Annotated in this window: 27 protein-coding genes; 21 read left to right on the top strand and 6 right to left on the bottom strand. The window is 62.8% G+C overall.

The genetic code is table 11. The features are described 5' to 3' along the window. The first annotated feature begins 28 nt into the window (after positions 1 to 28). A complete protein-coding gene (gene map / locus RQP55_RS06915) occupies positions 29 to 856 on the top strand; it encodes a type I methionyl aminopeptidase (protein ID WP_315609456.1) in 828 nt (275 codons plus the stop codon). A gap of 20 nt (positions 857 to 876) precedes the next feature. Here the strand turns inward: map and RQP55_RS06910 are convergent, their stop codons facing one another. Further along, the gene (locus tag RQP55_RS06910) at positions 877 to 1536 is read right to left on the bottom strand and encodes a heme exporter protein CcmB (protein WP_315609455.1); all 660 of its coding nucleotides are present in this window, start codon (positions 1534 to 1536) and stop codon (positions 877 to 879) included. Further along, positions 1533 to 2111, bottom strand: a complete 579-nt coding sequence (gene ccmA, locus RQP55_RS06905; RefSeq protein WP_315609454.1) for a heme ABC exporter ATP-binding protein CcmA — start codon at positions 2109 to 2111, stop codon at positions 1533 to 1535. Before ccmA ends, RQP55_RS06910 begins: the two co-directional genes overlap by 4 nt. 47 nt (positions 2112 to 2158) lie before the next feature. On the opposite strand from ccmA, the gene RQP55_RS06900 reads away from it, so the two are divergent. Continuing rightward, positions 2159 to 2455 (top strand): 4a-hydroxytetrahydrobiopterin dehydratase, encoded by a 297-nt coding sequence (locus RQP55_RS06900; RefSeq protein WP_315609453.1) that lies wholly within the window; start codon positions 2159 to 2161, stop codon positions 2453 to 2455. 23 nt (positions 2456 to 2478) lie between these two features. Here the strand turns inward: RQP55_RS06900 and RQP55_RS06895 are convergent, their stop codons facing one another. From RQP55_RS06895 to RQP55_RS06880, 4 genes are all read right to left on the bottom strand, one after another. Beyond that, positions 2479 to 2889 carry a hypothetical protein gene (locus RQP55_RS06895; RefSeq protein ID WP_315609452.1) on the bottom strand — a complete coding sequence of 137 codons (411 nt, stop codon included), beginning with the start codon at positions 2887 to 2889 and terminating at the stop codon, positions 2479 to 2481. A gap of 1 nt (position 2890) precedes the next feature. After that, positions 2891 to 3697, bottom strand: a complete 807-nt coding sequence (locus RQP55_RS06890; protein WP_315609451.1) for a DNA/RNA non-specific endonuclease — start codon at positions 3695 to 3697, stop codon at positions 2891 to 2893. Positions 3698 to 3783: 86 nt separating this feature from the next. Then, the gene (locus tag RQP55_RS06885; protein WP_315609450.1) at positions 3784 to 4590 is read right to left on the bottom strand and encodes an SDR family oxidoreductase; all 807 of its coding nucleotides are present in this window, start codon (positions 4588 to 4590) and stop codon (positions 3784 to 3786) included. 40 nt (positions 4591 to 4630) lie between these two features. After that, complete coding sequence (locus RQP55_RS06880; protein WP_315609449.1) at positions 4631 to 5248, bottom strand: DNA-3-methyladenine glycosylase 2 family protein; 618 nt, start codon at positions 5246 to 5248, stop codon at positions 4631 to 4633. 88 nt (positions 5249 to 5336) lie between these two features. On the opposite strand from RQP55_RS06880, the gene RQP55_RS06875 reads away from it, so the two are divergent. The 19 genes from RQP55_RS06875 (at position 5337) to ftsA (ending at position 25223) form a co-directional block, all read left to right on the top strand. Then, positions 5337 to 5654 (top strand): 2Fe-2S iron-sulfur cluster-binding protein, encoded by a 318-nt coding sequence (locus RQP55_RS06875; RefSeq protein WP_315609448.1) that lies wholly within the window; start codon positions 5337 to 5339, stop codon positions 5652 to 5654. 63 nt (positions 5655 to 5717) lie between these two features. Next, positions 5718 to 6725 (top strand): cysteine synthase A, encoded by a 1008-nt coding sequence (locus RQP55_RS06870; protein ID WP_315609447.1) that lies wholly within the window; start codon positions 5718 to 5720, stop codon positions 6723 to 6725. A 17-nt stretch (positions 6726 to 6742) separates the two neighbouring features. Beyond that, positions 6743 to 7054: a hypothetical protein gene (locus RQP55_RS06865; protein WP_315609446.1), complete on the top strand. Its 312-nt coding sequence runs from the start codon at positions 6743 to 6745 to the stop codon at positions 7052 to 7054. Further along, positions 7035 to 7766: an ABC transporter gene (locus tag RQP55_RS06860; RefSeq protein WP_315609445.1), complete on the top strand. Its 732-nt coding sequence runs from the start codon at positions 7035 to 7037 to the stop codon at positions 7764 to 7766. The genes RQP55_RS06865 and RQP55_RS06860 overlap by 20 nt, the downstream gene beginning before the upstream one ends. Positions 7767 to 8096: 330 nt before the next feature. Continuing rightward, positions 8097 to 8594 (top strand): division/cell wall cluster transcriptional repressor MraZ, encoded by a 498-nt coding sequence (locus RQP55_RS06855; RefSeq protein WP_315609444.1) that lies wholly within the window; start codon positions 8097 to 8099, stop codon positions 8592 to 8594. Beyond that, complete coding sequence (gene rsmH, locus RQP55_RS06850) at positions 8591 to 9541, top strand: 16S rRNA (cytosine(1402)-N(4))-methyltransferase RsmH (RefSeq protein ID WP_315609443.1); 951 nt, start codon at positions 8591 to 8593, stop codon at positions 9539 to 9541. The genes RQP55_RS06855 and rsmH overlap by 4 nt, the downstream gene beginning before the upstream one ends. Next, positions 9538 to 10056 (top strand): hypothetical protein, encoded by a 519-nt coding sequence (locus RQP55_RS06845; RefSeq protein WP_315609442.1) that lies wholly within the window; start codon positions 9538 to 9540, stop codon positions 10054 to 10056. The genes rsmH and RQP55_RS06845 overlap by 4 nt, the downstream gene beginning before the upstream one ends. Beyond that, entirely contained in the window at positions 10053 to 11777 is a 1725-nt protein-coding gene (locus RQP55_RS06840; protein WP_315609441.1) for a penicillin-binding protein 2, read from the top strand. Before RQP55_RS06845 ends, RQP55_RS06840 begins: the two co-directional genes overlap by 4 nt. Further along, positions 11774 to 13225, top strand: a complete 1452-nt coding sequence (locus RQP55_RS06835; protein ID WP_315609440.1) for a UDP-N-acetylmuramoyl-L-alanyl-D-glutamate--2,6-diaminopimelate ligase — start codon at positions 11774 to 11776, stop codon at positions 13223 to 13225. Before RQP55_RS06840 ends, RQP55_RS06835 begins: the two co-directional genes overlap by 4 nt. Further along, positions 13222 to 14679 (top strand): UDP-N-acetylmuramoyl-tripeptide--D-alanyl-D-alanine ligase, encoded by a 1458-nt coding sequence (gene murF, locus RQP55_RS06830; protein WP_315609439.1) that lies wholly within the window; start codon positions 13222 to 13224, stop codon positions 14677 to 14679. Before RQP55_RS06835 ends, murF begins: the two co-directional genes overlap by 4 nt. Before the next feature lie 7 nt (positions 14680 to 14686). After that, the gene (gene mraY, locus RQP55_RS06825) at positions 14687 to 15757 is read left to right on the top strand and encodes a phospho-N-acetylmuramoyl-pentapeptide-transferase (protein ID WP_315609438.1); all 1071 of its coding nucleotides are present in this window, start codon (positions 14687 to 14689) and stop codon (positions 15755 to 15757) included. Further along, complete coding sequence (gene murD / locus RQP55_RS06820) at positions 15754 to 17100, top strand: UDP-N-acetylmuramoyl-L-alanine--D-glutamate ligase (protein ID WP_315609437.1); 1347 nt, start codon at positions 15754 to 15756, stop codon at positions 17098 to 17100. The genes mraY and murD overlap by 4 nt, the downstream gene beginning before the upstream one ends. Continuing rightward, positions 17100 to 18317 (top strand): putative peptidoglycan glycosyltransferase FtsW, encoded by a 1218-nt coding sequence (locus RQP55_RS06815; protein ID WP_315609436.1) that lies wholly within the window; start codon positions 17100 to 17102, stop codon positions 18315 to 18317. Before murD ends, RQP55_RS06815 begins: the two co-directional genes overlap by 1 nt. Further along, positions 18314 to 19489, top strand: coding sequence for an undecaprenyldiphospho-muramoylpentapeptide beta-N-acetylglucosaminyltransferase (gene murG / locus RQP55_RS06810; protein WP_315609435.1), 1176 nt, complete (start codon positions 18314 to 18316; stop codon positions 19487 to 19489). Before RQP55_RS06815 ends, murG begins: the two co-directional genes overlap by 4 nt. An 11-nt stretch (positions 19490 to 19500) precedes the next feature. Next, positions 19501 to 20913, top strand: coding sequence for a UDP-N-acetylmuramate--L-alanine ligase (murC, locus tag RQP55_RS06805; RefSeq protein WP_315609434.1), 1413 nt, complete (start codon positions 19501 to 19503; stop codon positions 20911 to 20913). Continuing rightward, complete coding sequence (gene murB / locus RQP55_RS06800; RefSeq protein WP_315609433.1) at positions 20910 to 21806, top strand: UDP-N-acetylmuramate dehydrogenase; 897 nt, start codon at positions 20910 to 20912, stop codon at positions 21804 to 21806. The genes murC and murB overlap by 4 nt, the downstream gene beginning before the upstream one ends. Next, on the top strand, positions 21803 to 22750 hold the full coding sequence (locus RQP55_RS06795) for a D-alanine--D-alanine ligase (RefSeq protein ID WP_315609432.1): 948 nt from the start codon (positions 21803 to 21805) through the stop codon (positions 22748 to 22750). The genes murB and RQP55_RS06795 overlap by 4 nt, the downstream gene beginning before the upstream one ends. Beyond that, complete coding sequence (locus RQP55_RS06790) at positions 22747 to 23943, top strand: cell division protein FtsQ/DivIB (protein WP_315609431.1); 1197 nt, start codon at positions 22747 to 22749, stop codon at positions 23941 to 23943. Before RQP55_RS06795 ends, RQP55_RS06790 begins: the two co-directional genes overlap by 4 nt. Continuing rightward, positions 23943 to 25223 carry a cell division protein FtsA gene (ftsA, locus tag RQP55_RS06785; protein ID WP_315609430.1) on the top strand — a complete coding sequence of 427 codons (1281 nt, stop codon included), beginning with the start codon at positions 23943 to 23945 and terminating at the stop codon, positions 25221 to 25223. The genes RQP55_RS06790 and ftsA overlap by 1 nt, the downstream gene beginning before the upstream one ends. The last annotated feature ends 99 nt before the right edge of the window (positions 25224 to 25322 follow it).

Here is a 25322-nt window from a genome sequence, read left to right as displayed (position 1 = left end):
GGCCCGGCAGCGTCTATATGGCGCGGCGATGACACAGTATCAGGTAGTAACCGGAACCGAGACCGTCCTGCGCGACGGCACGATCAAGCTGCATGGGCCCGAAGGGTTCGATGGGATGCGCCGCGCCGGGCGGCTCGCGGCCGAAATCCTTGATGCACTGGTCCCGCATGTCCAGCCAGGCGTTTCGACCCAGGAGCTTGATGACATTGTCCGGCAGATGACGCTGGATGGTGGCGCGGTTCCGGCCACGCTCGGCTATCGCGGCTATACCCATTCGTGCTGCATTTCGATCAACCACGTTGTCTGCCACGGCATTCCTTCGGACAAGGTCCTGAAGGACGGCGATATCGTGAATATCGACGTTACTCCGCTGCTCGATGGCTGGCACGGTGATACCAGCCGGATGTATCTGGTCGGCGATGTGCCGCTTAAGGCGAAGCGGCTGGTCGATGTGACCTATGAATGCCTGATGTTGGGGATCGAGGCAGCCAGCCGCCCCGGCGCGCGGCTGGGCGATATCGGTGCGGCGATCCAGTCCCACGCCGAAGGCAATCGCTATGGCGTAGTCCGCGAATTCTGTGGCCACGGCCTGGGCCGCCTGTTCCATGACGCCCCCGAAGTGATCCACGCTGCCCGCGCCGGCACCGGGCCGGAATTGAAGCCGGGCATGTTCTTCACGATTGAACCGATGATCAACCTTGGCAAGCCAGGGGTAAAGGTGCTGGAAGATGGCTGGACGGCAGTCACCCGTGACCGTTCGCTTTCTGCCCAGTTCGAACATTCGATCGGGATTACCGAAAACGGGGTAGAGATCTTCACCAAGTCGCCGAAGGGGCTGGATAAGCCGCCTTACTAAGCGGGCGTAACCAAGCCGCGTTACTGGCCCCGCGCGCTGCGGATTGCGGCGCCTGCTGCAAAAGGCGTGATCGCCAACAGCACCAGGCTGAACGCGGCGGTCAGGGCAATGCCGGCTTCTCCGCCAGCGGACAGGCTGCCTGCACCAAAGACCAGCAGCGGCACGGCCAGCGGAATGACCAGCAGGCCACCAAGCGCTGCACCGCCGCGCAAACCGGCCGTCAGCGCGGCAACCAGTACGCCGAGTGCAGCCAAACCGGGCGTTCCCGCGAGCAGACCGAGTTCAACGGCCGCCAACGTCGCCCCATCAATCCCGACCAGAGCGCTGGCGGGAAGCGCGGCCATCAGCAGCGCCGGAGCGAAGCTCAACCAATGGGCCAGCATTCGCGCAGTCATCGCCAGTTCTTCACTGATCCCGCGTAGCGCGAGCTGATCAAACAGGCCGAGTTCCAGATCGGGCTCAACCAGCCGGTCAAGCGGCAGGATCGCCGCCAGCAGCGCCGCAATCCACAGCACGCCGCCACCAGTCCGCGCCAGCACCGGCGCATCCGGGCCGACCGCAAAGGGATAGAGCATCGCCACTGCCAGGAAGAACAGCACCGGCAGCAAGGTCGCGCCGCGGCGCTCTCCGCCCAGCAGTAGGCCCAGGTCGCGGCGCAGCAGGATCAGGAAGTGCCTCATGCGGTATAGTCCGCCAGGTCAATCGCAGCCCCGCCGGGCAAGGCGATCGGCTGGTGCGAGGCAACCAGGGCAATGCCGCCCTGCGCGCAATGCTGCGCTATCAAAGCTTCGACCAAGGCAACGCCGCGCGTGTCGAGGCCGTTGAGCGGCTCATCCAGCAGCCAGATCGGCGCTTCCTGCCCCAGCAGACGAGCCAGGGCCGCGCGCTTTTTCTGTCCGGTTGAAAGATAGCGCACCGGCACTTCAAGCAGTCCGGAAAGGCCCAATCGGGCCAGTTCCGCGTCGCCCGGCCCATCAAGCCGCCGCCAAAAGCCCAGCGCGCTGCCCAGCGGCAGGCCGGGATCGAGGGCAGGGCGCTCATCAAGCAGGCCAACGCTGCCCGCGCGCTCAACCGTGCCCACCAGCGGGCGCAGCAGACCGGCGAGGATACGGATCAGGCTGGACTTGCCAATCCCGTTGGCCCCCTTGACCTGCATGGCCTGGCCGGCGGTCAGTTCCAGCGCCAGCCCGCGGAACAGCAGCCGCTCGCCGCGCTGGCAGGCAAGGTTGTTGGCAGAAAGGCGGCACGCTTGCATCGCCACGCGCGATAGGGGAAAGCGGGGCCACTGCCAAGGAGCCGCACATGTCGATCGCCCGCCTGACCGAAGCCGAACTGTCCGACCTGCTGGCGCGGCACCCACAATGGACCCTGCGCGGCGATGGCCTGGCGCTGCAACGGACCTTTCGTTTTGCCGACTTTAACGCGGCTTTCGGCTTTATGACCCGCGTCGCGCTCTATGCCGACAAGGCCGATCACCACCCTGAATGGTTCAATGTCTACAACCGGGTGGAGATCACGCTGACCACCCACGACGCCGGCGGCCTTTCCGCCCGCGACGCGGCAATGGTGGAGTGGCTGGCGGGGATCGGGGACGGCTGATCGATGAAGGCTAACGCAGCGCGCTAGTCAGGATAGACCCAGCCGTCAGACGAGCCATAATCTACTGGCTTCTTTCCGAGGTGCTTTTGTAGAAGCCGCATTTCGCGGTCGTGCCAGCTTTCCTCGGGATCAATTTCCGTCGGGTACGTAAAATTGAATGTAAAGTCCGCGTCATTGATGACGAGTTCGAAGTATTCCCAACGCTTCCCTTCAGGTTCGGCATGCCATGCATCGCACACCGGATCGGATAAATCATCCAGCATGTAGTGCCAAAAGATATGGTCGCCTTCGTCCGAGTAAACCGCGACGCTGACCATACCTCCATCGGTCATGCAGTAACTGAAGATCTTTCCTTTCGATTCAACATGATTGTCGATTGTCTCGACTATCCGTTGATAATGCGGATTCGCGATGTTTCCATTGCTGGCACTCATATCAAATCCCCTTCTCGTTCGGTATACTGATCGAGTGCTTTCGGCCATTGGAGTACCAAATGACATCTATTCGGCCTGGACGAGCAGATGCATTCTTAAACCGAGGTCTGATGTCGACGACCACCTTCTTTCCATGGCCAAGGTCTCTGGCCCATTCCGCTTCAAGCGCACGATATCGCCCGCGGTTCACATTTGCATCCTGAGCGAAATGGTTGAACTTTTCGCGCGGGCCGTTGAACCGGGTGGCAATGTAATGGCCGCCGTCATCTGTTGGCAGTCGATCGGGCCTCCCGGCACCGGACTGCATTGAGCGGCTTCGCGTTGAGCGCGGGCTATCGGTCAGTGAGCCAGTGATTTGCCGCGTGCGGTGCTGCGCATCCATGGCAAAGGCATAGCCATTGGCGTGAATGGTTTGGACGATCGGGCTGGGTGGTCTTGGGCGATGTGCACTGGAATCCGGCGAAACGACTGCGGGCGTGATTGGTTTCCGAAGTTGCGGTTTCGTCTTCGGTTTTTTGTGGCCAGGCGCATCCCAGGAACCTGACGCACCGCCGCCGCCAGTGTCACCGCCGCCGAAAACGCCAGTTGCACCACCACCGTCAAAACCCCGGCCGCCGCCGCCATAGCCACCAAACTTGGGCGGCACCTTCCTGCCCATGCCGGCCCGCGTGAAGCGGCCGTCTTCGATGTCGTGCCACGGATTGTACTTGAGCGCGAACGGGGCGGCAGGATCGCCCAGCATCACGCCGGTGCGCAGATAAATCTCAAATGCGCTCTTGCCGCGTTGCAGCCATTCTTGTGGAATCATCGCCAAACTCCAAATGGGTCGGCGATTCGGCTATAATATCAAATATTTGTGGGAAAACGAAAAACTGCCACAAAATCGGACGCGATTTACTGCCCCAGTGGCCTAAGCGTTGAACGGACCTGCTTGCGCAAGCGGCCCGGCATCCAGCGGCTGGCGAAGGCCAGGCGGTGGGCAGTCTTGCCAACGCGGTTGTGGAGCTGGTTGCCGTGGACGGCGGCCCAGGCGGTTTCGGCCACTTCGGTTACCGCGGTAATCTCAAGCCCGGCGCTCTGCACGCGGCCGCGGATGTCCTCGTTGGTGCCCTGGTTGGCAGTATGGTCCAGCAGCGGCGTATCGATGAAGGCGGGCATCAGACTGGCGACCTTGATCCCGTCCTCGGCCCATTCGCCATCCAGGCTTTCGGTGATCGCGCGCACGCCGAACTTGGTGGCGGAATAGACCGAGGCGCCCGGCGTGCCGTAAATGCCTGCGGCACTGGCGGTGTTAAGCAGACACGATCCGGGCGCGCTCGCCTTGAGCCAGGGATAGGCGGCCTGGGCACCGAACAGAACGCCCTTCAGGTTGATATCGAGGCAACGCTCGATCTCCTCAACCTTGTTATCGACCAGCGCGCCGCCCAGCGGAATACCCGCATTGTTGAACACCGCGTCGATCTTGCCACCTGCGGCCTTGGCAAAGGCGGCGAGGGCCTGATCCCAGGCGGCGCGATCGCGGACGTCTAGCTTGTGCTGCGAGGAAGCACCGGCTGGAAGAAGCGCCGCTGTTTCCTTCATCCCGCTTGCGCTGATGTCAGCCAGGCCAACAAACCAGCCGTTGGCGGCGAATTTCTGTGCCACAGCGCGGCCAATACCCGATCCACCGCCCGTGATGAAAATCGCCTTACGCTCTGACATGCCCCACTCCGAATCACACTTACACTGTTGTCAGCAGTGCTTACAGCGCCGGGTTGTTATAGCAATGCCAGGTAAAGATCGCGGTAGCGCCGCGGTGTGGACGCCAGGCTTCGGCCAATTCGCGGGTCAGCTTTTCAGATGGGCGCTCGGGCAGGTTGAGCAGTTTGTGCAGGCCGGCCTGCACGGCCAGGTCGCCCGCGGGCCAGATATCCGCCCGGCCTTCGGCGAAGAGCAGGTAAATCTCGGCCGACCAGCGCCCGATGCCCTTGATCTGGGTCAGTTGGGCGATGGCGGCTTCGTCATCGGCGGGGAGGGAATCGAAATCGAGCTCGCCGTTCACCACCAGCTCGCACAATGATCGCATATAGCCCTGCTTCTGCTTGGACAGGCCGCAGGCGCGCAGGGTGTCAAAATCGGATTCCAGCACTTTTTCAGGCGGCAGGTCAGGCCCCAGGTGCGCTTCAAACTTGCGCCACATCGATGCCGCAGCCGCTACGCTGACCTGCTGGCCCACGATCGTGCGCATCAGCGTGGCATAGCCGCGTGATCGGATCCGCGGTTCGGGATAGCCGGTGCGGGCGAGGGCCGATGCGAAGCGCGGCTCGATCTGCGCCACGCTATCCAGGCCGTGCTTCAGTTGCTCTGCGGTCAATCCCACTGGAAATGGTCCTGCTTGCCAAAGGAAAGCACCTTGGTTAGCAGCCGCGGCGTGGCGCCGATAGGGTGCAAGTAAGAGGAACGAAACGATGCCGAAGCTGGTAGTGGTCAATCGGGCTGGTGAAGAAAAGACGGTCGATGCTGCGGCCGGCCTGTCGGTGATGGAAGCGATCCGTGACAACGGCTTTGACGAACTGCTGGCGCTGTGCGGTGGCTGCTGCTCTTGTGCGACCTGCCACATCCATGTCGACGCGGGCTGGGCTGACAAGCTGCCTGCGATGAGCGAAGACGAAAACGATCTGCTCGATAGCTCGGATCACCGCAATGCAACCTCGCGCTTGTCGTGCCAGATCCAGCTGACGGACGATCTGGATGGCCTGAAGGTCGCGATTGCACCGGAAGATTGAGCTACTGACGGGCCAAGCGCAAATGCATTGCGCCGGGCCTGCAGCAGTCCTACCTCTCGGGCGATGACTATGGCGCTCGTACAGAACAGCACGCTCGACCTGATCGGCAACACCCCGCTTGTCCTGCTCAAGGGACCAAGCGATGCGGCTGGTTGCGAGATCTGGGGCAAATGCGAATTCACCAACCCCGGCGCCTCGGTCAAGGACCGCGCCGCGTTGTGGATCATTCGCGATGCGGAAGCCCGGGGCGAGTTGAAGCCCGGTGGTACGGTGGTTGAAGGGACCGCCGGCAATACCGGGATTGGGATCGCGCTCGTTGCCAATGCGCGCGGTTACAAGACCGTAATCGTCATGCCGGATAACCAGTCCAAGGAAAAGATGGACACCCTGCGCGCGCTGGGGGCTGAACTGGTGCTGGTGCCGCCAACCAAGTTCGCCGATCCGGCGCATTTCGTCCACACCTCGCGCCGGCTTGCCGAAGAGACCGATGGCGCGGTCTGGGCCAACCAGTTCGATAATGTTGCCAACCGCAAGGCCCACATCGAAAGCACCGCCCCCGAAATCTGGCAGCAGCTGGACGGCCGGCTCGATGGCTTCACCTGCGCAGCCGGTACGGGCGGGACGATCGCCGGGGTCGGGCTGGGGTTGAAGTCGTTTGATGAGAACATCCGCATCGCGCTGACCGACCCGCACGGCGCGGCGCTGTACAGCTATTACGCCTGCGGCGAGCTCAAGGCCGAAGGGACCTCTGTCGCGGAAGGGATCGGGCAGGGGCGGATCACGGCCAACCTTGAAGGCGCGCCGATCGACACCCAGTTCCGCATCGCCGATGAAGAAGGCTTGGAATGGGTTGCCCGGCTGCTGCGCGAGGAAGGGCTGTGCCTGGGCCTGTCATCGGGCATCAACGTGGCCGGTGCGATTGCACTGGGCAAGCAGTTGGTAGCCGAAGGGCGCCAGAATGTTCGGGTCGCAACGATCCTGTGTGACACCGGCTTCCGTTACTTGTCATCGCTCTACAATGCCGAGTGGCTGCGCGCGAAGGGCCTGCCGGTCTTTCCCTGGCTGGCCTGATCGGTTAGGCTCAAACGATGGCAACGCAGCCTAACCGCCCTGATCAGCGTCCGGTCCCGCAGCATTTTGAGCCGCCGACCGCGCGTGAACTTCGCGCTCAGGCAGTGCAGCGGCTTCAGGCCGGGCTGTTCGGCCTGGCGGCCATTGTCCTGCTGGTTGGCTTGGCGAATATCATTAATGATCGGGCCCGGTCTTCAGAGAGCCCTGCTCCAGCTTCAGCTGCTCAGGCCAAGGCCGATGACCGGGGCGATCCGCTGGCCGACATTGGCGTGGTTCCAGCGGCGGCGCCAAGCGCTTCACCCAAGTCCAGTGTCGCGCCCAAGAATTAGGCGGCTGGCGCCGGTCCTGCTCTCAGCAGTCGCGCTGGCGATCTTTGCCTGGACACTTCGCCCGAACCCAAGCGTACCGCGCGAGCCGGTCGGCCTGTTTAGCTCAATGCCAATCCTGTGGGGTGAAGCAGATGGGCTGAGTAACCTGTTGTCGAATGATCGTGCGGCGCACCGGATCAAGTTGGCACTTTCCGCGCGCGGGCCGATCATGCCGCTGGACACGCTGGAAGCGCTGCCATCAGAGCTGCGGCAGTTGGTGATCGTACAGCCCCGGCCGCTTTCGCCGGTAGAGAATTTCAAGCTGGATGGCTGGGTGCGGGGCGGGGGGCGCCTGCTTTTATTGGCTGATCCGATGCTGACTGAACCATCGATCTATGCGCTTGGTGATCAGCGCCGACCGCAGGATATCGTGCTGCTTTCGCCAATTCTGGCCCAATGGGGGCTGGAGCTGACTTTTGACGAGTTACAACCAAGCGGATTGCAACGCCATTCGATTGGAGGCGTGACGGTCCCAGTCAGCCTTGCCGGGGCATGGCAAACCCGTAACGCGAATTGCCGCATTGATGGGGCGGGCGTCCTGGTTACCTGCCAGATCGGGAAGGGGCGTGTGGTCGCCCTCGCTGATGCCGAAGTTGCTGCTGCGCAAGACCCTGAGGGGCTGCGCGAGCCAGCTCTGGCCAGCATGCTTGACCGGGCCTTTGGCAGGCCCTGATCGGGACATTCCGGGGAAAGTACGGGAAGGAACCCGCCGACTGGCCGAGTCGGACGGTAAACTGCTGATTTTTTGTAAGAACAAATCGGCAACAAAATGCTGTATGGCGCTCGCCATATTGTTTCCATGACAAGAAAATCAATTATTTAACGACTTATCCCGCATTTTCCCGCAAAAATCCCTTCCATCCCCGGGCTGTGGGGGTTAAGAAATCATTTCATCGAAAGTGAAGTTTGCCTTCGTGCCCCGCGCAGGGGTCCCGGTCGCCAGCGAGGCGATTGGAGCGGAGGGGGTTTTAACCGCCGGTTTTCGGCATTTGGGGCAGGTGGCGTGGAGGCGGTTCGGCCGATCAGCTATAGCGGACAGGGCTTCTCGCTCCTTGGCGAGAAGGGTCGGTTCGTGCTGCCGCCAGACTTCCGCAAGGCTGTCCGCGATTCCGGTCTTGGTGAGCGGGTGCTTTGCCTGGCCAAGCATCCCCGCTGGAAGTGCCTGATTGGGTTCGGTCTGGGCCGCGTCAACGAATTCGAGGCTGAGCTTGACCGTGAAGAGCGCATCGCGCTTGAGCGCGGGGCCGAATATGATCGCGAACTGCGGGCCAATCAGCTTTATGGCTTCGCGCGCGTGCCTTTTGATGATTCCGGTCGCTTTGTCCTTCCGGATCGGTACTTCAAGCTCGGTGGGCTGGTTGGCGCTGCGTTCTTTCAGGGGGGCGGTAAGTCCTTCACGATCTGGAATCCAGAAGAGCTCGCCAAGATGGGTGCTGGTTGGGAAGATGCGCAGGAGGCCTGCGCAGAACTTGCCGCCCAGGCCGGAAAGGCCCGCAAGTGAGCGCGGCTCCTCACATCCCAGTTCTGCTTGATGAGGTGATCGCTGCGCTTGCGCCGGCTCCCGGGGCAGTGATTGTCGATGCCACGTTTGGTGCTGGCGGCTATACGCGTGCACTGCTTAATGCCGGAGCGACGGTACACGCTTTCGATCGCGATCCCGATGCGATCGCCGCTGGTCGGACTTGGCCCGAATGCAACGAGCAACCGCCGCGGCTGGTGCTGCATCCGCGCCGATTCTCAGAAATGCTTGCCGCGCTGGCCGAGGCTGGAGTGGGTCGCGTCGACGGCATTGCCATGGATATCGGCGTCTCCTCGATGCAGCTCGATCAGGCTGACCGCGGCTTCGCCTTTGCGGTTGATGGCCCGCTCGACATGCGGATGAGCCAGGACGGCCCAAGCGCGGCTGACTTCGTCAATACCGCGCCCGAGGGTGAGATCGCTGACGTCCTGTTCAACTATGGGGAAGAGCGGCAGTCGCGTCGTGTTGCCCGTGCTATTGTCGCGGCGCGCCCGCTGGAAACCACCGGTCAGCTTGCTGCTGTGGTCCGCAAGGCGCTGGGCCACCATCCGGGCATGCCCAAGGATCCTGCGACCCGCAGCTTCCAGGCCATCCGCATCCACGTCAATGCAGAGCTGGATGAGTTGAACGCCGCGCTTGATGCGGCCGAGCAGCTCCTTGCGCCAGGTGGCCGGCTGGCCGTTGTCAGCTTCCACAGCCTTGAAGACCGAATTGTGAAGCAGTTCCTGCGCGAAGCTGCAGGGGCCCTCGCTAACACATCGCGGCATCTGCCGCAGGTTGCGCCTGCTGCCGCGCCGACCTTCGATCACATCGCCAAGGCGGTTCGTCCTTCGACTGTCGAGATCAACCGCAATCCCCGTGCACGTTCGGCCACCCTGCGGGCCGCCGTGCGCACCGCTGCTCCCGCTCGCCATAGGAGGGCTGCATGAATCTGACCCGTGACCGGATGCGTTCAATCGGTTGGGTGGCACTTCTTGCCATCTGTGCTGCGTTGACCCTCGTGCTGATGGTCCGCGTCAACGCGGTGAAAAGCGAGGTGCAGCTTGCCCAGCGCCAGATCAATGCGCTCAAGCAGGAAAAGCTGTTCCTCGAGACCGAGTTTCAGACACGCGCGAGCCAGCAGCAACTCCGCAACCTCAACGCAATCGAGTTTGGCTATCAGGCGCCGAGCGCCGGCCAGTACCTTGAAGGCGAACGCCAGCTCGCCGCGCTTGGCAAGGTTCGCGGACCTGACGCGCCGAGCCCGATCCGCGTTGCCAGCGCGGCCGAGGCCATTGGCGATCAGAATCCAATCCAAGCCATGGTATCGCCGCTGACCGGCCAGGCGATCTCTGCCAAGGCCAAGGTGGCGGATTCCCGCGATGCTGCAGAGCGGGCCACCACTCCGGCCAAGCTTAGTGCCCGGCTCACCAGGCTTGATCGGGCGGAGGTCCGCGCCGAATGAACACCCTGGCGGTTTCCAGCATTGTTGCCTCTGGCCGGGTGGAAATCGCCAACACACGCCGCCAGGCCTTGACCATGGCAAAGGCCCGAATTGTTCTGGTTTGCGGCCTGTTCACTCTGTTTGCCGTCGTTGCCCTGCTGCGGGTGATTTACCTTGGGCTGTTTGAAGGTACACCTGCCAGCGCCAGTGCGTTTGGCCTTACCCCGCAACGTGGCGATATTGTGGATCGCAATGGCATCCCGCTGGCCCGCACCTTTCCTGCTTATTCGTTGTGGTACAACCCGGACGCCCTTGGCGACAATGGAACCCCGCTGGTCCGCCCGGTGGGCGAGGTCGCGGCCGCGCTGAACCGGATTTTCCCCGACATGGATGTCGCCCAAACGGCCGCACGGCTGGCCTCGGGTCGATCAGGCTATCTGCGCCGTCGGATCCTGCCAGAGGACGCCAACCGGGTCCATGCTCTGGGCGAGCCGGCGCTGGAATTTCCGAGGGAAACGGAGCGGTTTTATCCGCAGGGTTCGCTGGCTGCCCATGTGCTTGGGTTCGTGGGTGCCGATGGCCGTGGACATGTCGGCATGGAGGGCGTCTTTGATAAACGCCTGACCGATCCGGCCACCCGGGGCACCCCGGCCGTGCTCTCGCTCGACAGCCGGGTCCAGGGCGCGCTCGAAGACGAATTGCTCAAAGGCATCGCCGATACCAACGCCAAGGGCGCGGCTGGACTGGTGCTGGATGTGGAAACGGGTGAAGTCCTGGCGCTCGCCTCGTTGCCGTCATTCAACCCGAACCTGATCGACAATGCCAGCGCCGGCAACATCTTCAACCGCGTCACCAACCAGGTTTACGAGCTTGGCTCAACCTTCAAGCCGATCACCGTTGCTGCAGCGATTGACGCCGGTACTGTCACCGACCTTTCACGCCGCTATCACTCGGGCCGACCGCTGGAAATCGGCGGCTTTCGCATTCGCGATTCGCATAGCTTCGGGGCATCGCTGAACGTGCCTGAGGCGCTGATCCACTCGTCCAACATCGTCACTGCGCAGATTGCCGATGAGCTCGGCGGTGCGCGGCTGAACGCGACGATGCGCTCGCTCGGCATGAACGAGCGTCCCTATATCGAACTCCCGGCGCGGGGTTTCCCGCTTTGGCCGAAAGGTGACTGGGCCCGGATCACGACTATGACCGTGTCTTACGGCCACGGCATAGCCGTCACCCCGCTGCACCTTGCCACCGCCTATGCCGCGCTGGTGAATGGTGGGTTCTGGCGTCCGGCCACGCTCCGCAAGGTTGGCCCAGGCCAAACACCCAAGGGGCGTCGGGTGTTCAAAGCTTCGACCAGCGCGCGTATGCGCCAGCTGTTGCGGATGATCGTCGTCGATGGCACCGGCAAGAAAGCGGATGCCGTGGGCTATCGGGTTGGCGGCAAGACCGGTTCGGCCGAAAAGCCCGGCGTCGGCGGCTATCAGCGGAGCTCGCTGGTTTCTACTTTTGCTGCCGCTTTCCCCATGGATAATCCGCGCTATGTGCTCATTGCCATGCTCGATGAGCCGCAGGGCACCGCCGCAACTTCCGGTCAGCGTACGGCTGGCTGGACCGCGGCGCCGATTGTCGGACGGGTCGTGCCGCGCATCGGTCCGCTGCTCGGCATCATGCCTGAACCGCACCGCGATGTTGATATTTCAGACCTCTCGCCGCTGGTTGGCAGTGGAGAGGGTGAATGAATCTGGCGCAGCTGGCAAAGCTTGCCGGCATTCCCCTCGCCAGCGCAGCCGATGCACCGGTAACAGGCTTCGCGATCGATAACCGCAAGGTCGCACCCGGCACGGTGTTTGGCGCATTCCAGGGCGCGGCAGCAAATGGTGAGGACTTCATTCCTGCTGCCATCGCGGCCGGTGCTATTGCCGTCGTTGCCTGTCCTGAAGCGAAGGTAGAAGGCGCAGTTCACATTGCAGCCGCCAATCCTCGCCAGGCTTTTGCCCGGCTGGCCGCGCAGTTCTTCACGCCCGTGCCGGCCACGCTGGTGGCGGTCACCGGCACCAACGGCAAGACGTCCACGGTTGAGATGACGCGCCAGATCTGGCGCATGGCCGGCCACAGCGCCGCATCGATCGGCACGCTGGGGATCACCACTGCGGACGAGAGCGTCTCCACTGGGCTGACCACCCCCGATATCGTCACCTTCCTCGCCAATATGAGCGGCCTTGCCCGCGAAGGGGTCACCCACGTTGCCTATGAAGCATCAAGCCACGGCTTGGCGCAGTATCGCAACGAAGGGCTGATGGTTGTTGCCGGTGGCTTCACCAATCTCAGCCGCGACCATCTCGATTATCACAAGACCATGGAAGACTACTTCGCGGCCAAGATGCGGCTGTTTGACGAAGTGGTTGCCGATGATGGCACGGCGGTGATCTGGGCCGACGACGAATGGTCCGATCGCGCAATCAGCCATGCCGCCAGCCGCGGACTCAAGCTGCTTACCGTTGGTGAGAAGGGCGAAGCCATTCGCCTGGTTAGCCGTACGCCGGGCCAACTCGGGCAGTTGCTGGAACTGGTCCATGGAGGCCAGAGCCGCACGGTTAACTTGCCGCTGATCGGGGCGTACCAGGCCGCCAATGCCCTCGTCTCTGCGGGGCTGGTTCTGGCGACCGGGGGCAATGCGGCGCAAGTGTTCGATGGGCTTTCCCGCCTGCAACCCGTGCGCGGGCGGCTTGAACGCGCGGCGATCAGCCGGGCCGGCGCGCCGGTCTATGTCGACTATGCCCATACCCCCGATGCGCTTGAGGCAGCGATCGCCGCACTGCGCCCGCACTGCTCTGGCCGCCTGATCGTCGTGTTCGGCGCGGGCGGGGATCGTGACCAGGGCAAGCGACCGGAAATGGGCCGGGTTGTTGCCGACCAGGCCGATCTGGGCATTGTCACCGACGACAATCCTCGCAGCGAAGATCCCGCCGCAATCCGCGGCGCGATCCTGGCTGGCGGCGTCGGGAAACTGAACGAAACGGGCGATCGCCGCGCGGCCATTGCCGCCGCGATTACCGCAGCCGGGCGCGATGACATCGTGCTGATCGCCGGCAAGGGCCATGAACAGGGGCAGATTATCGGCGCCGGGGAAACCATGCGTGTGCTGCCATTCGATGACGTTAGCGTAGCCAGGGAGTGTGCTGCATGAATGCCTTTGCCCGGATCCTTGAGTGGCCGATCGAAGTCGAAGATGCGCATGGTTTGGCGCTGTGGACAGCGGGCGAGATCGCCGCGGCGACCGGCGGCACGGCCAGTGGCGACTTTGCGGTCTCTGGCGTCGAGATCGACAGCCGCGACGTCATGGAAGGTGACCTGTTCTTTGCCCTCAAGGGCGAAGCGATGGACGGGCACCGCTTTGTCGACGCGGCATTCGCCAAAGGTGCGGCCGCTGCCGTGGTTGACCGCCCGATCGATGGGCCGCACATTCTGGTTGAGGACACCTCCAAGGCGCTTGAGCTGTTGGCCAAGGCCGCGCGCGAGCGCACGCTGGCACGGGTAATCGGCGTCACCGGCTCGGTCGGCAAGACCGGGGTCAAGGAAGCGATCTTCGCCGCGCTCGACCGTTCAAGCCGTGGGCGCGCGCATCGGTCGGTCAAGAGCTACAACAACCATGTCGGCGTGCCGCTGAGCTTGGCCCGCACCCCGGCGGGGACGAAGTTCGGCGTCTTCGAAATGGGCATGAACCACGCGGGCGAAATCCGTGCGCTGACCAGCCAGGTGCGCCCGCATGTCGCGCTGATCACCACCATCGCCCCGGCTCATATCGAAAACCTGGGTTCGATCGAGGCTATTGCCGATGCCAAGGCCGAGATCTTCGAAGGGCTGGAGCCCGGCGGCACTGCAATCGTTCCGGCAGATGTTGCCCAATATGGCCAGTTGCGCCGCACCGCCGAACGGCTGGGGGTGAAGATCGTTTCCTTCGGGCGCAGCGATTTTGCCGATGTCCGGCTGCTTGATGCGGTCCCGGCCCCCGGTGGCGGCTCGCTGGTGACGGCAGACATGGGCGATCGCCGCCTCTGCTACACCGTTGCGACCCCTGGCGAGCACTGGGTCGTCAATTCGCTGGCGGTCATTGCCGCCGTGCGGGAACTGGGCGGTGACCTTGGTGCAGCCGGTCTGGCTCTGGCTGAGCTGGAAGGCCTCAAGGGCCGGGGTGCTCGGCATCGGCTGTCGGTCGATGGCGGTGTCGTACTGCTGATCGACGAGAGTTATAACGCTAACCCCGCCTCGATGAAGGCTACCCTTGCCGAACTCGGCAAGACTGTCGCCGCGCGCCGTATCGCCGTCCTCGGCGCGATGAAGGAACTGGGCGATCATGGTCCGGCCTTCCATGCCGACCTCGCTGTCCCTCTTCGGGACGCAGAGGTCGATCACGTGGTGCTGGTGGGCGATGAGATGCTGCCATTGGCTCGGGAACTGGGGAAATCAGCCACTACGGCGCTTGGCAAGGCCATGTCCTTCGCTCATTGCCAGACGGCTGGGGAAGCATTGGCGGCACTTGCGGAACTTGGTCTGCGGGCCGACGATGCCGTACTCATCAAGGGGTCGAATTCCGTTGGGTTGGGGGCCGTCGTCGCCGCCCTGACGCAGAACAAGGATTGAGATCAGGATGCTTTACCTGATCGCCGAATACTTCGAGTTTTCGGGGCTGGCGAACCTTATCCGCTATCAGACGTTCCGCGCGGGCGCAGCATTGATGACGGCACTGGTGATCGGCCTGATCATCGGTCCGAAGTTCATCAACATGCTGCGTGTCCGCCAGGGCAAGGGGCAGCCCATCCGCGAGGATGGCCCGCAAAGCCACCTGGCCAAGCGTGGCACGCCGACCATGGGCGGGCTGATGATCATGATTGCGCTGGTCGTGTCGATGCTGTTGTGGATGGACCTGTCCAGCCCGCTCGTCTGGGCTTGCCTGATGGTCACCAGCGGGTTTGGCCTGATCGGGTTCCTTGATGATTACGACAAGGTCAAGAAGCGCAGTACGGCCGGTGTTTCGGGTCGCGCACGGCTGGCGGCTGAATTCTTCGTCGCCGGGCTCGCATCGTGGATCATCGTCAGCCAGACCAGCACCAACCTCTATGTTCCGTTCTTTTCGGGTCATTATATCCCGCTGGGGCCAATCTACTTCCTGTTCGCCGCCTTCGTGATTGTTGGTGCCGGCAATGCCGTGAACCTGACAGACGGGCTTGATGGCCTGGCGACCATGCCGGTGATTATTGCCGCCGGTACCTTTGCCATCATCGCCTACCTTGCAGGCCGGGCAGACTTTTCGGCCTATCTTGGCATTCCACACATTCCGCGCGCCGGTGAACTTGCAATCCTTTGTGCGGGGATCATGGGTGCCTGCTTGGCGTTTCTGTGGTTCAATGCGCCGCCAGCGGCCGTGTTCATGGGCGATACGGGCAGCCTTGCCTTGGGTGGTGCACTGGGTGCCATTGCCGTTTCCTCGCGTCATGAGATCGTGCTGGCAATCGTGGGCGGCCTGTTTGTGGCCGAGGCACTTTCCGTGATTATCCAGGTTGCCGTTTACAAGCGTACCGGCAAACGGGTGTTCAAGATGGCGCCGATCCACCATCACTTCGAGCAGTTGGGCTGGAAGGAATCGACTGTGGTGATCCGCTTCTGGATCGTCTCTATCGTCCTGGCCTTGATCGGCTTGTCGACGCTCAAGCTGCGATGATTACGACCTCCGCCTTTGCCGGCAAGCGCTATGCCGTCCTCGGACTTGCCCGCTCGGGCATGGCTGCGGTGGAAAGCCTGCTGGCGGGCGGGGCGGAAGTAACAGCTTGGGACAGCCGCGAGGAACCACGTCGCGCGCTGGAGGGGCGGGTCGAGCTCGCCGATCCGCTGGGCATCGACTTGGCTGGCTTTGCCGGTGTGGTCGTTTCGCCCGGTGTGCCGCTGAATAGCCACCCGATTGCATCTCACGCCGAAGCCGCCGGTGTGCCGGTGATCGGTGACATCGAACTGTTCGCCTTGGCCCGACCGGATTTGCCTGCGCACCGCGTGGTTGGGATCACCGGGACCAACGGGAAGTCGACCACGACGGCGCTCGTCCACCACGTGCTGCAAAGTGCTGCCCTGCCTGCGCGAATGGGTGGGAATATTGGCTTGCCGGTTCTGGGGCAGGCGCCGCTGCCGCCGGGCGGCGTCTATGTGCTGGAGCTGTCGAGCTATCAGATCGACCTGACCCATTCGCTGGCCTGTGATGTCGCGGCCTTGCTGAACATCACCCCTGATCACCTTGACCGCTACGACGGGTTTGAAGCCTATGCCGCAAGCAAGGCGCGCCTGTTCGCGATGCAGGACGCGGATCAGTTTGCCGTGTTTGGAGTTGGCGATTCCGAAACCCGCAGCGTTGCGGAGCGCGAGTTGGCGCGCCACCTGCCCGGCAAGGTGCAATCGGTTGATGGGGCTGATCTGTTGTCGCTCCAGCCCGACTGGCCGACACTGCAGGGCCCGCACAATCTGCAGAATGCCGCCGTCGCCGTCGCGATAGCCGAGGCGTTGGGTCTGACCCAGGCCCAGTGGGCCCCGGCCCTGGCCAGCTTCCGCGGCCTGCCGCACCGGATGGAACGTGTTGCTGAGGCCGGCGGTTTGCTGTTCATTAATGACAGCAAGGCAACCAATCCGGCCTCGACTGCCCCGGCGCTGGCGGCGTTTCCTCCCAATCCGAACAAGCGCGTCCACTGGATTGTTGGCGGCCTGCCCAAGGGCGATGATCTGGATGAATGTGCCCCGCACTTCGGTAATATTGCTGCGGCCTATACCATCGGTGAGGCTGGCCCGATGTTTGCTGATTTGCTGCGTCCGCATATGCCGGTGACCCGCAGCGAGATGATGTGTGATGCAATCCAGCAGGCCATGGCCGCGGCCCGGCCTGGCGATGTTATCCTGCTTTCTCCGGCATGCGCCAGTTTCGACCAGTTCCGCGATTATGAGGCGCGTGGTGACAGCTTCCGTCAGATTGTTCACGCGCTGACGACTGACCAGGGTTCGCCCGCTGCCGAAGGATCGCGCTGATGGCTACGCATCCGCCTTTCGTTCCTCGCGCCGGACAGGCGCCGCAGGCGGGGTTGCCGCGGCAGCGCAACCGGCGCAGCGAATTTGCGATCTGGTGGCGCGAAATCGACCGGGTACTGCTGGGGCTGGTCCTGTTGTTGATGGCCTTGGGCACTCTGGCCGTCGCGGCGGGATCCCCAGCCAGCGCGCAGCGGCTTTCCACTGCGCGGGTCAGGCTGGATGATCTCCACTTTTTCTACCTGCACCTGCGCTGGCAATTTGTTGGGTTGCTCGCCATGTTCGGAGCTGCGGTCCTGCCAAGAGACATGGCACGCCGCGTTGGGATTCTGCTGGGCGCGGCCATGTTGGTTGGGCTTTTCCTGGTGCCCATTTTTGGCTCGACCGTGAATGGCGCCAAGCGCTGGCTTAACCTGGGTTTCTCGCTCCAGCCTTCCGAATTCCTGAAACCGGCTTTTGCGATCTGTCTGGCTTGGATCCTGTCGTGGCGGGCCCGCGACCCCAAGCTGCCGGTCCTAGCACTCAGCACTGCGGTCATGCTCTTGGTGATCTGTCTGCTGATGCTGCAGCCGGATCTGGGTTCGGCAATCCTGTTCGCCGGGGTCTGGTTCGTGCTGGCTTTGCTGGCAGGTATTTCAGTCCAGCTTATTGGCCTGGTAATCGCCGGCGGCCTTGGAGCGGTGACCCTTGCGTATATTTTCTATGAGAATGGTCGCAATCGCATTGACGCTTTCCTGGGCGGCGGCACGGCATTCGATCAGGTTGACCTGGCCAGCCGCACGTTGCTCTCGGGGGGGTGGACCGGCACCGGTATCTGGCTTGGCAAGCGCAAGATGGCACTGCCCGAAGCCCACACCGACTATATCTTCTCCGTGATCGGGGAAGAGTTCGGCCTGGTGATGTGCATGGTGATCTTGGCGCTTTATGTTGCGATCGTGCTGCGCGTCCTGTTGCGCTTGCTTAAGGAGGAAGACCTGTTCACCACTCTTGCCGCGGCCGGCTTGACCGCCCAGCTCGGCGGGCAGGCCTTCATTAATATCTTGGTGAACCTGCAGCTGTTCCCGTCAAAGGGGATGACGCTGCCGCTGATTTCATATGGCGGATCGTCCACGATTGCGCTTTGTCTTGGCGTGGGCCTGCTGCTGGCGATTACCCGCCGCAACCCGTTCATCGAGCGTGAGCAATTCAAGATCGACAACCTGGGAGACCTGCTGCGATGACCGGCGTGACGCGGCACTATGTCCTGGCTGCCGGTGGAACCGGTGGGCACCTGATCCCGGCTTTCGCTCTGGCCGTAGAGCTGGAGCGGCGCGGTCACCATGTTGCGCTGGTCACTGACACGCGCGGGGCCAAACTGCCCGGCAAGCCAGACAGCCTGGTGGCGCACATTCTGCCGGCTGGCCGGATCGGCAAGAACCCGCTGCATTGGCCCAAGGGCTTCGGGGCGATCCTTGAAGGCAAGCGGATGGCCGAAAGGTTGTTTGAAAGCTTCCAGCCGTCCTGCGTGATCGGCTTTGGTGGCTATCCCGCATTCCCGACGCTGTGGGCCGCCACGGCCACTGGCGTGCCGAGCGTGATCCACGAGCAGAACGCCGTGCTGGGCCGGGTTAACCGGCTGCTGGCCAAGCGGGTCGATGCGATCGCCACGTCTTGCAAGCAGGTCGATCGGCTCAGGGCCAAGTTCGCGTTGAAGACGCATCTGGTCGGCAACCCGGTCCGGGCAGAGGTGCTGACGCTTCGGAATGAGCCGTTCCCGCCCTTTACCGAGGACGGCCTGCTGCGCGTGCTGGTGACCGGCGGCAGCCAGGGTGCAAGCGTGCTCGCGCATGTCGTGCCCGATGCGCTCGCCATGCTCCCCGCCGCCCTGCGCAGCCGCCTGCAGGTGACGCAGCAGTGCCGGCCCGAGGATATCGAAGCCGTGCGTGCCCGCTATGCCGGGCATGATATCCCGGCCGAATTGGGCACCTATTTCGAAAACATGGCCGAGCGGCTGGCTGATACCCACCTGTTCATCGGTCGCGCCGGCGCCTCGACCATCGCCGAACTGACCGCAGTCGGTCGCCCGGCAATCCTCGTCCCGCTGCCAATCGCGACGGATGACCATCAGGCGGCCAACACGCGAGAAATCTGCACTGCCGGCGGGGCACGGATGATCCGGCAAGACAAGTTTACCGCACCCGAACTGGCCAAACAGATCCTGGCGATTGCGCAGAGCCCGGAAACGCTGGCCAATGCGGCCCACGCCGCCTGGAATTGCGGTTATCCCAAGGCGGTGCAGGACCTGGCGGACCTGGTTGAAAGCTTTGGCGGTGCACCGCTGATGGATGTGATCCGTGTGGCTGAATCATCGACAGCGGGCGTCGCCTTGGGCGGTGCGGCGGCGGCTGGTTAGGAAGACAGGTAATGAAGGGCGTTGGCACAGACATCGGCACGATCCACTTCGTCGGTATCGGCGGGATCGGTATGTCGGGCATTGCCGAGGTGATGCACAACCTAGGCTATTCGGTGCAGGGCAGTGATATCGCTGAAGGCTATGTTGTCGAAGGCCTGCGCGCGCGCGGGATCAAGGTGATGGTCGGCCACAAGGCCGAGAATTTGGGCGATGCCGCGGTTGTGGTGACCTCCACCGCGGTAAAGCGCGAGAACCCTGAAGTTGTTGCCGCGCTGGAACACCGCGTGCCGGTGGTCCGCCGCGCCGAGATGCTGGCCGAGCTCATGCGGCTCAAGCGCACGGTCGCGGTTGCCGGCACGCACGGCAAGACCACCACAACCTCGCTGGTTGCCGCCCTGCTTGATGCGGGCGGGGTCGATCCGACCGTGATCAACGGCGGGATCATCAATTCCTACGGTTCCAACGCCCGCCTTGGCGAAAGCGAATGGATGGTGGTCGAAGCGGATGAGAGCGATGGCTCGTTCCTGCGGCTCGACGGGACCATTGCCGTGGTCACCAATATCGATCCTGAGCACCTGGATCATTACGGCAGCTTCGATGCGATCAAGGACGCCTTCGTCGAATTTATCGAGAACGTGCCATTTTATGGCTGTGCTGTTCTTTGCATCGATCATCCCGAAGTCCAGGCTGTCATTCCCAAGGTCCGCGACCGCCGCGTCGTGACCTATGGATTCTCAGCCCAGGCTGACGTGCGCGGTGAGAATGTCACCCCGTTCCCCGGCGGCAACCGTTTCGACGTGGTGATCCGCCAGCGCGATGGCTCCTCGCGGCGGATCGAGGGGATCGAATTGCCGATGCCCGGTCGGCACAATGTTCAAAACGCGCTTGCCGCGGTGGGTGTGGCGGTTGAAATGGGCTGCGCCGATAGCGTGATCCAGACCGGCTTTGCCAAGTTCGGCGGGGTCAAGCGCCGCTTCACCAAGGTGGGTGAGATTGATGGCGTGACGATCATCGACGATTACGGCCACCATCCGGTTGAAATCCGCGCCGTTCTGGCTGCTGCGCGAGAGGGCGTGCAGAACCGGGTTATCGCCGTGGTCCAGCCACATCGCTTTACCCGCCTGCGTGACCATTTGGCTGAATTTCAGGCCGCCTTCAATGATGCCGATCTGGTTTATGCCGCTCCGGTCTATGCCGCGGGCGAAGCACCGATCGATGGCGTTGATTCCGGCGCTTTGATCGAAGGCATCAAGGCTCGCGGCCACAGATCGGCACACCTTATTGCTAGCGCCGATGCCCTTGCGGCAGAGCTTGCTAATGTTGCCCAGCCGGGGGACATAGTGGTCTGCCTGGGGGCGGGGGATATCACCAAGTGGGCTGGCGGACTTGAGGCTGCTATCCGCGTCTTCCGGACCGGCGGATGAACACCGCGACGCTCCCCTCTGTCCGGGGCAAGCTGACCCCTGCAGCCCCACTCGCCCCGCTGGTCTGGTTCAAGTCCGGCGGCGCAGCCGAATGGCTGTTCGAGCCGAAGGACCTTTCGGACCTGCAGGATTTCCTGCGCACGCTTGATCCGGCCGTGCCGGTGATGGCCCTTGGCCTTGGCTCCAACATGATCGTCCGCGATGGTGGGGTGCCGGGTGTCGTGGTGCGGCTGGGCAAGGCATTTGCCAAGGTTGCCCGCACTGATGACCTCACGCTCGAATGCGGTGGCGGGGCAAGCGGCATTCTGGTTTCATCAACCGCGCGCGACAACGGCATTGCCGGGCTTGAATTCCTGCGTTCGATTCCGGGTACGGTGGGTGGCTTCGTGCGGATGAACGGCGGGGCCTATGGCGGCGAGGTAAAGGACATCCTGGTCGATTGCGATGTGGTGTTGCGGTCGGGCGCGCTGGTTACCCTGCCGGTCGCCGATCTGCATTACACCTACCGTCATTCCGAATTGCCGGAAGGTGCAATTGTCGTGGCGGCACGCTTCCGCGGCCATCCCGGTGAGCCAGGGGCCATCCAGACGGAGATGGACCGGATTTCGGCCAGCCGCGAAGCCAGCCAGCCGCTGCGCAGCAAGACTGGCGGATCGACTTTCAAGAACCCGGCTGGGCACAAGGCGTGGCAGCTGGTTGACGAAGCCGGGTGCCGGGGTCTTCAGCTTGGGGGCGCCCAGGTCAGCGAGAAGCACACCAACTTCATGCTCAATCTGGGCGAGGCGACCAGCGCCGATATCGAAGCCTTGGGCGAGGAAGTGCGCCGCCGGGTTAAAGCGAAGTCGGGCGTTGAGCTCGAATGGGAAATACAACGAGTAGGTAAGCCGAAGTGACCCTCCCCAAACTTCACGTCGCAGTCCTGATGGGCGGCTGGTCGAATGAACGGCCGGTCTCGCTGATGAGCGGGGAAGGGGTGGCCAAGGCACTGGAAGAGCGCGGCCACCAGGTTACGCGGATCGACATGGACCGCGATGTTGCGAGCAGGCTGGCGGCAGCGAAACCCGATGTGGTGTTCAACGCGCTTCACGGCACCCCGGGTGAGGATGGCTCGGTTCAAGGCCTGATGGATCTGATGGGGCTGACCTACACCCATTCGGGCATGGTTTCTTCCGTCATAGCGATCGACAAAGAACTGACCAAGCAAGCGCTGGTCCCGCATGGTATTCCGATGCCCGGCGGGCGGATCGTGCCCGTTGCAGAGATCTTCCAGAAAGATCCGCTTGAACGGCCCTATGTGCTGAAGCCGGTCAACGAAGGATCCTCCGTTGGCGTGGCCATTGTCATGGCTGATGGCAATTACGGCAACCCGATCAGCCCCGATGCCAAGGGCCCTTGGCAGGAATTCGACCAGCTCTTGGCCGAACCTTACATTCGCGGGCGCGAACTGACTACGGCAGTACTGGGCGACCGTGCGCTGATGGTTACCGAGCTGCGCCCGAAGTCCGGCTTTTATGATTTCGATGCCAAGTACACCGAAGGCATGACCGAGCATGTCTGTCCGGCCGACATCCCGGATGAGATTACGCAGGCCTGCCTCGATCTGGCGTTGCGTTGCCACCAGCTTCTGGGGTGCAAGGGTTGTAGCCGTACCGATTTCCGCTGGGATGACGAGCGCGGGGTCGAAGGCCTTTTCGTGCTTGAAACCAACACCCAGCCGGGCATGACTCCGCTCAGCCTGGTGCCCGAACAGGCACGGCACCTGGGGATTGAATATGGTGAACTGGTCGAGATGATCATCGCCGAGGCCCTTGCCGATAAGCAGGGGGGCAGGCGATGAGCCAGACGATCAAGCGGGGCGGCAGGGGCGTCCGCAAGGTTGCTGCAACCCAAGGCAAGGCCCGCCAGGTCCGCGCGGCCAAGACCCGCACCGGCTCCGTAATTGGCACGGTATTGGGCTGGTTGCCAATCAGTGAAGCCCAGTGGCAACGGATATTCCTAGCAGCCATTCTTAGCGGTGCAGCCGCCCTGGCTTGGGTTGTGGCAAGTTTTGCCGGAGTGCCGGCCCTGGCCAACGCGCAACTGGCCGCTGTTTCGCGCAATGCCGGGTTCGAGGTTCGCCGGGTCGAGGTGCGGGGAACAAAGAACCTGAACGAGCTTAAGGTCTATGAGCGCGCCCTGGCCGAGCGTGAGCGGGCCATGACGATGGTCGATGTCGAAGCCCTGCGGGCCGAGCTGCTCCAGCTCTCGTGGGTCGAAGATGCCCGTGTTTCACGTCAGCTGCCGGATTCACTGGTGATCGACATTGTCGAACGCAAGCCGGCAGCGGTGTTGCGCAAGGTCGATAAGCTGGTGCTGATTGATGCAACCGGTCACGAACTCGAAGTGGTCGGACCAGCCCGCGCCCAGGGCAAATTGGTCGTTTCGGGCCTTGGCGCCGGTCAGCAGGTTGTTGCGCTTCAGAACCTCCTCTCTGCTGCGCCTGCGCTTAAGCCGCAGCTGCGCGAGGCAGAATGGGTTGGCAACCGCCGCTGGAACTTCACCTTCAAAACGGGTCAGGTGCTGGCACTGCCTGAAGGTACTGAAAGTTCCGCAAAAGCGCTCATGACCTTCGCTCGGCTCGATGGCGTTAACCGTCTGCTCGGAGGCAAGGCTGCCGCATTCGACATGCGGGCCGGTGATCGGATCTATCTGCGCGTCCCAGGCCGGACCGATCCTGTAGAGCAGCAGGCACCCCAGCCCGTGGCCATTGCCGCTGCCGATCAGCCTGATGACGTTGTCGGACCTGCAAAGGTAGAGCCGAAGGCACAGGTTGAAGCCAAGCCGAAGGCCAAGTCAGAAGCCAAGCCTAAATCCGAAGCCAAGCCCAAAACGGAAACCAAGCCGAAGGCTGAGGCCAAGTCCAAGGCGGAGACTAAGCCGAAGGCTGAGGCCAAGCCCAAACTCCAACCCAAGACCAAGTCGGAACCCAAGACCGAATCCAAGTCAAAGGGTGGTGCTAAGCCCGCCGCCGCGAAGGGAGCTAAGGGCTAATGGCTACAGCCCGCATCGTCCGAACCTTTGGCGCGGTGAATATCGGCTCGTTCCGAATCTCGGCGATGGTCGCCGGGCTGACGGAGACTGGCGAAATGGTGGTCTTGGGATCGGGGCACCGCGCAGCCCAGGGTATCAAGCGCGGCTATGTTACAGATATGCAGGCCGCTACCTATGCCGTGCGCGACGCGGTGGAGCGGGCCGAAAAGTTGGCCAATACAGCGGTCAGCTCGGTCTGGATTGGCTCTTCCGGAGCTGGGCTGGCGAGCCAGGTGGCCCAGGTTGAAATCGACATCGGCGGTCGTCGCATCGAAGAAGACGATATCGAGCATCTGCTGGTGGCCGCACAGGGTGTGATCCAGCCCGATGGGCGCATGGTGCTCCACGCCCAGCCTGCCCATTACACGCTTGATGGTGCCGATGGCGTGTCCGATCCCAAAGGTCTGCATGCCGAACGGCTCGGCGTTGATATCCATGTGATGCTGGCGGACGGTGCGCCGATCCGCAACATTACCGAGGCCGTGCAGAATGCGCACTTGCAGGTTGAGGCCGTTGTCGGTTCGCCGATCGCCGCAGGCTATGCCTGCCTCAGCCCGGAAGAGCGCGACCTTGGGGTTGCCCTGGTTGAATTTGGTGCGGAGGTAACCAATGTCTCGGTTTATGCCGCCGGGATGTTACTTGGGCTCGTAACAATCCCGATGGGCTCGGGTGACGTTACCGATGCGATTGCTTCGGCCTTCGGGATCCGCCGGTTCCAGGCCGAACGACTGAAATGCGTCCACGGCTCGGCCATCGCCAGCCCCTCGGACCACCGTGAGATGATCCCGGTGAATGCTCCGGGCGATGAAATGACCGGGCCGATTGCGCGCCATGCCGACGACAAGAACCGGATTCCGCGGGCCGAGCTGATCTCGGTCATCACGGAACAGATGGCGCGGCTTATGGATGAGGTTTCGCGGGCCCTGAAGTCGCTTGGCTTTACCGGCCAGCGCGGGCAGCAGATTGTGCTGACTGGTGGCGGAGCAGAGCTGGCGGGCCTGGCTGACTATGCGCAGTCTGCTTTGGGCAAGCCGGTTCGCATCGGTCGCCCCCTGCACATCAAGGGGTTGCCCGAAGCCCATGGTACGCCAGGTTTTTCCACGTTGACGGGTCTTGTCCTCTACGCTGCAGCCGACCCCCTCGACATCCGCAAGGTTGGCCGTGCCAAGCAGGACATTACCAGGTTCGACAAGCTTGGGATCGTCGGCCGGGTCTATCGCGCGCTGCGGGAATATTTCTGAATTCCACGCCAGCGGCCTGAAACCTCGGGCCGACTGTGGACAACGTGGCATTGCGGGTTGGAAACTTTGAATCTTGCGGTGCAGTAACCACGTCAGTTG

This window comes from Novosphingobium sp. APW14, from assembly GCF_032337075.1.
In the GTDB taxonomy this organism is placed as follows: domain Bacteria; phylum Pseudomonadota; class Alphaproteobacteria; order Sphingomonadales; family Sphingomonadaceae; genus Novosphingobium.
Note: the sequence above shows the minus strand (reverse complement) of the source record. Positions and strands in the feature narration are given on the sequence as shown.

Coding starts and splice junctions, on each gene's coding strand:
- map (WP_315609456.1), top strand. CDS start 29: ATGACACAGTATCAGGTAGTAACCGGAACCGAGACCGTCCTGCGCGAC.
- RQP55_RS06910 (WP_315609455.1), bottom strand. CDS start 1,536: ATGAGGCACTTCCTGATCCTGCTGCGCCGCGACCTGGGCCTACTGCTG.
- ccmA (WP_315609454.1), bottom strand. CDS start 2,111: ATGCAAGCGTGCCGCCTTTCTGCCAACAACCTTGCCTGCCAGCGCGGC.
- RQP55_RS06900 (WP_315609453.1), top strand. CDS start 2,159: ATGTCGATCGCCCGCCTGACCGAAGCCGAACTGTCCGACCTGCTGGCG.
- RQP55_RS06895 (WP_315609452.1), bottom strand. CDS start 2,889: ATGAGTGCCAGCAATGGAAACATCGCGAATCCGCATTATCAACGGATA.
- RQP55_RS06890 (WP_315609451.1), bottom strand. CDS start 3,697: ATGATTCCACAAGAATGGCTGCAACGCGGCAAGAGCGCATTTGAGATT.
- RQP55_RS06885 (WP_315609450.1), bottom strand. CDS start 4,590: ATGTCAGAGCGTAAGGCGATTTTCATCACGGGCGGTGGATCGGGTATT.
- RQP55_RS06875 (WP_315609448.1), top strand. CDS start 5,337: ATGCCGAAGCTGGTAGTGGTCAATCGGGCTGGTGAAGAAAAGACGGTC.
- RQP55_RS06870 (WP_315609447.1), top strand. CDS start 5,718: ATGACTATGGCGCTCGTACAGAACAGCACGCTCGACCTGATCGGCAAC.
- RQP55_RS06865 (WP_315609446.1), top strand. CDS start 6,743: ATGGCAACGCAGCCTAACCGCCCTGATCAGCGTCCGGTCCCGCAGCAT.
- RQP55_RS06845 (WP_315609442.1), top strand. CDS start 9,538: ATGAATCTGACCCGTGACCGGATGCGTTCAATCGGTTGGGTGGCACTT.
- RQP55_RS06840 (WP_315609441.1), top strand. CDS start 10,053: ATGAACACCCTGGCGGTTTCCAGCATTGTTGCCTCTGGCCGGGTGGAA.
- RQP55_RS06835 (WP_315609440.1), top strand. CDS start 11,774: ATGAATCTGGCGCAGCTGGCAAAGCTTGCCGGCATTCCCCTCGCCAGC.
- murF (WP_315609439.1), top strand. CDS start 13,222: ATGAATGCCTTTGCCCGGATCCTTGAGTGGCCGATCGAAGTCGAAGAT.
- mraY (WP_315609438.1), top strand. CDS start 14,687: ATGCTTTACCTGATCGCCGAATACTTCGAGTTTTCGGGGCTGGCGAAC.
- murD (WP_315609437.1), top strand. CDS start 15,754: ATGATTACGACCTCCGCCTTTGCCGGCAAGCGCTATGCCGTCCTCGGA.
- RQP55_RS06815 (WP_315609436.1), top strand. CDS start 17,100: ATGGCTACGCATCCGCCTTTCGTTCCTCGCGCCGGACAGGCGCCGCAG.
- murG (WP_315609435.1), top strand. CDS start 18,314: ATGACCGGCGTGACGCGGCACTATGTCCTGGCTGCCGGTGGAACCGGT.
- murC (WP_315609434.1), top strand. CDS start 19,501: ATGAAGGGCGTTGGCACAGACATCGGCACGATCCACTTCGTCGGTATC.
- murB (WP_315609433.1), top strand. CDS start 20,910: ATGAACACCGCGACGCTCCCCTCTGTCCGGGGCAAGCTGACCCCTGCA.
- RQP55_RS06790 (WP_315609431.1), top strand. CDS start 22,747: ATGAGCCAGACGATCAAGCGGGGCGGCAGGGGCGTCCGCAAGGTTGCT.
- ftsA (WP_315609430.1), top strand. CDS start 23,943: ATGGCTACAGCCCGCATCGTCCGAACCTTTGGCGCGGTGAATATCGGC.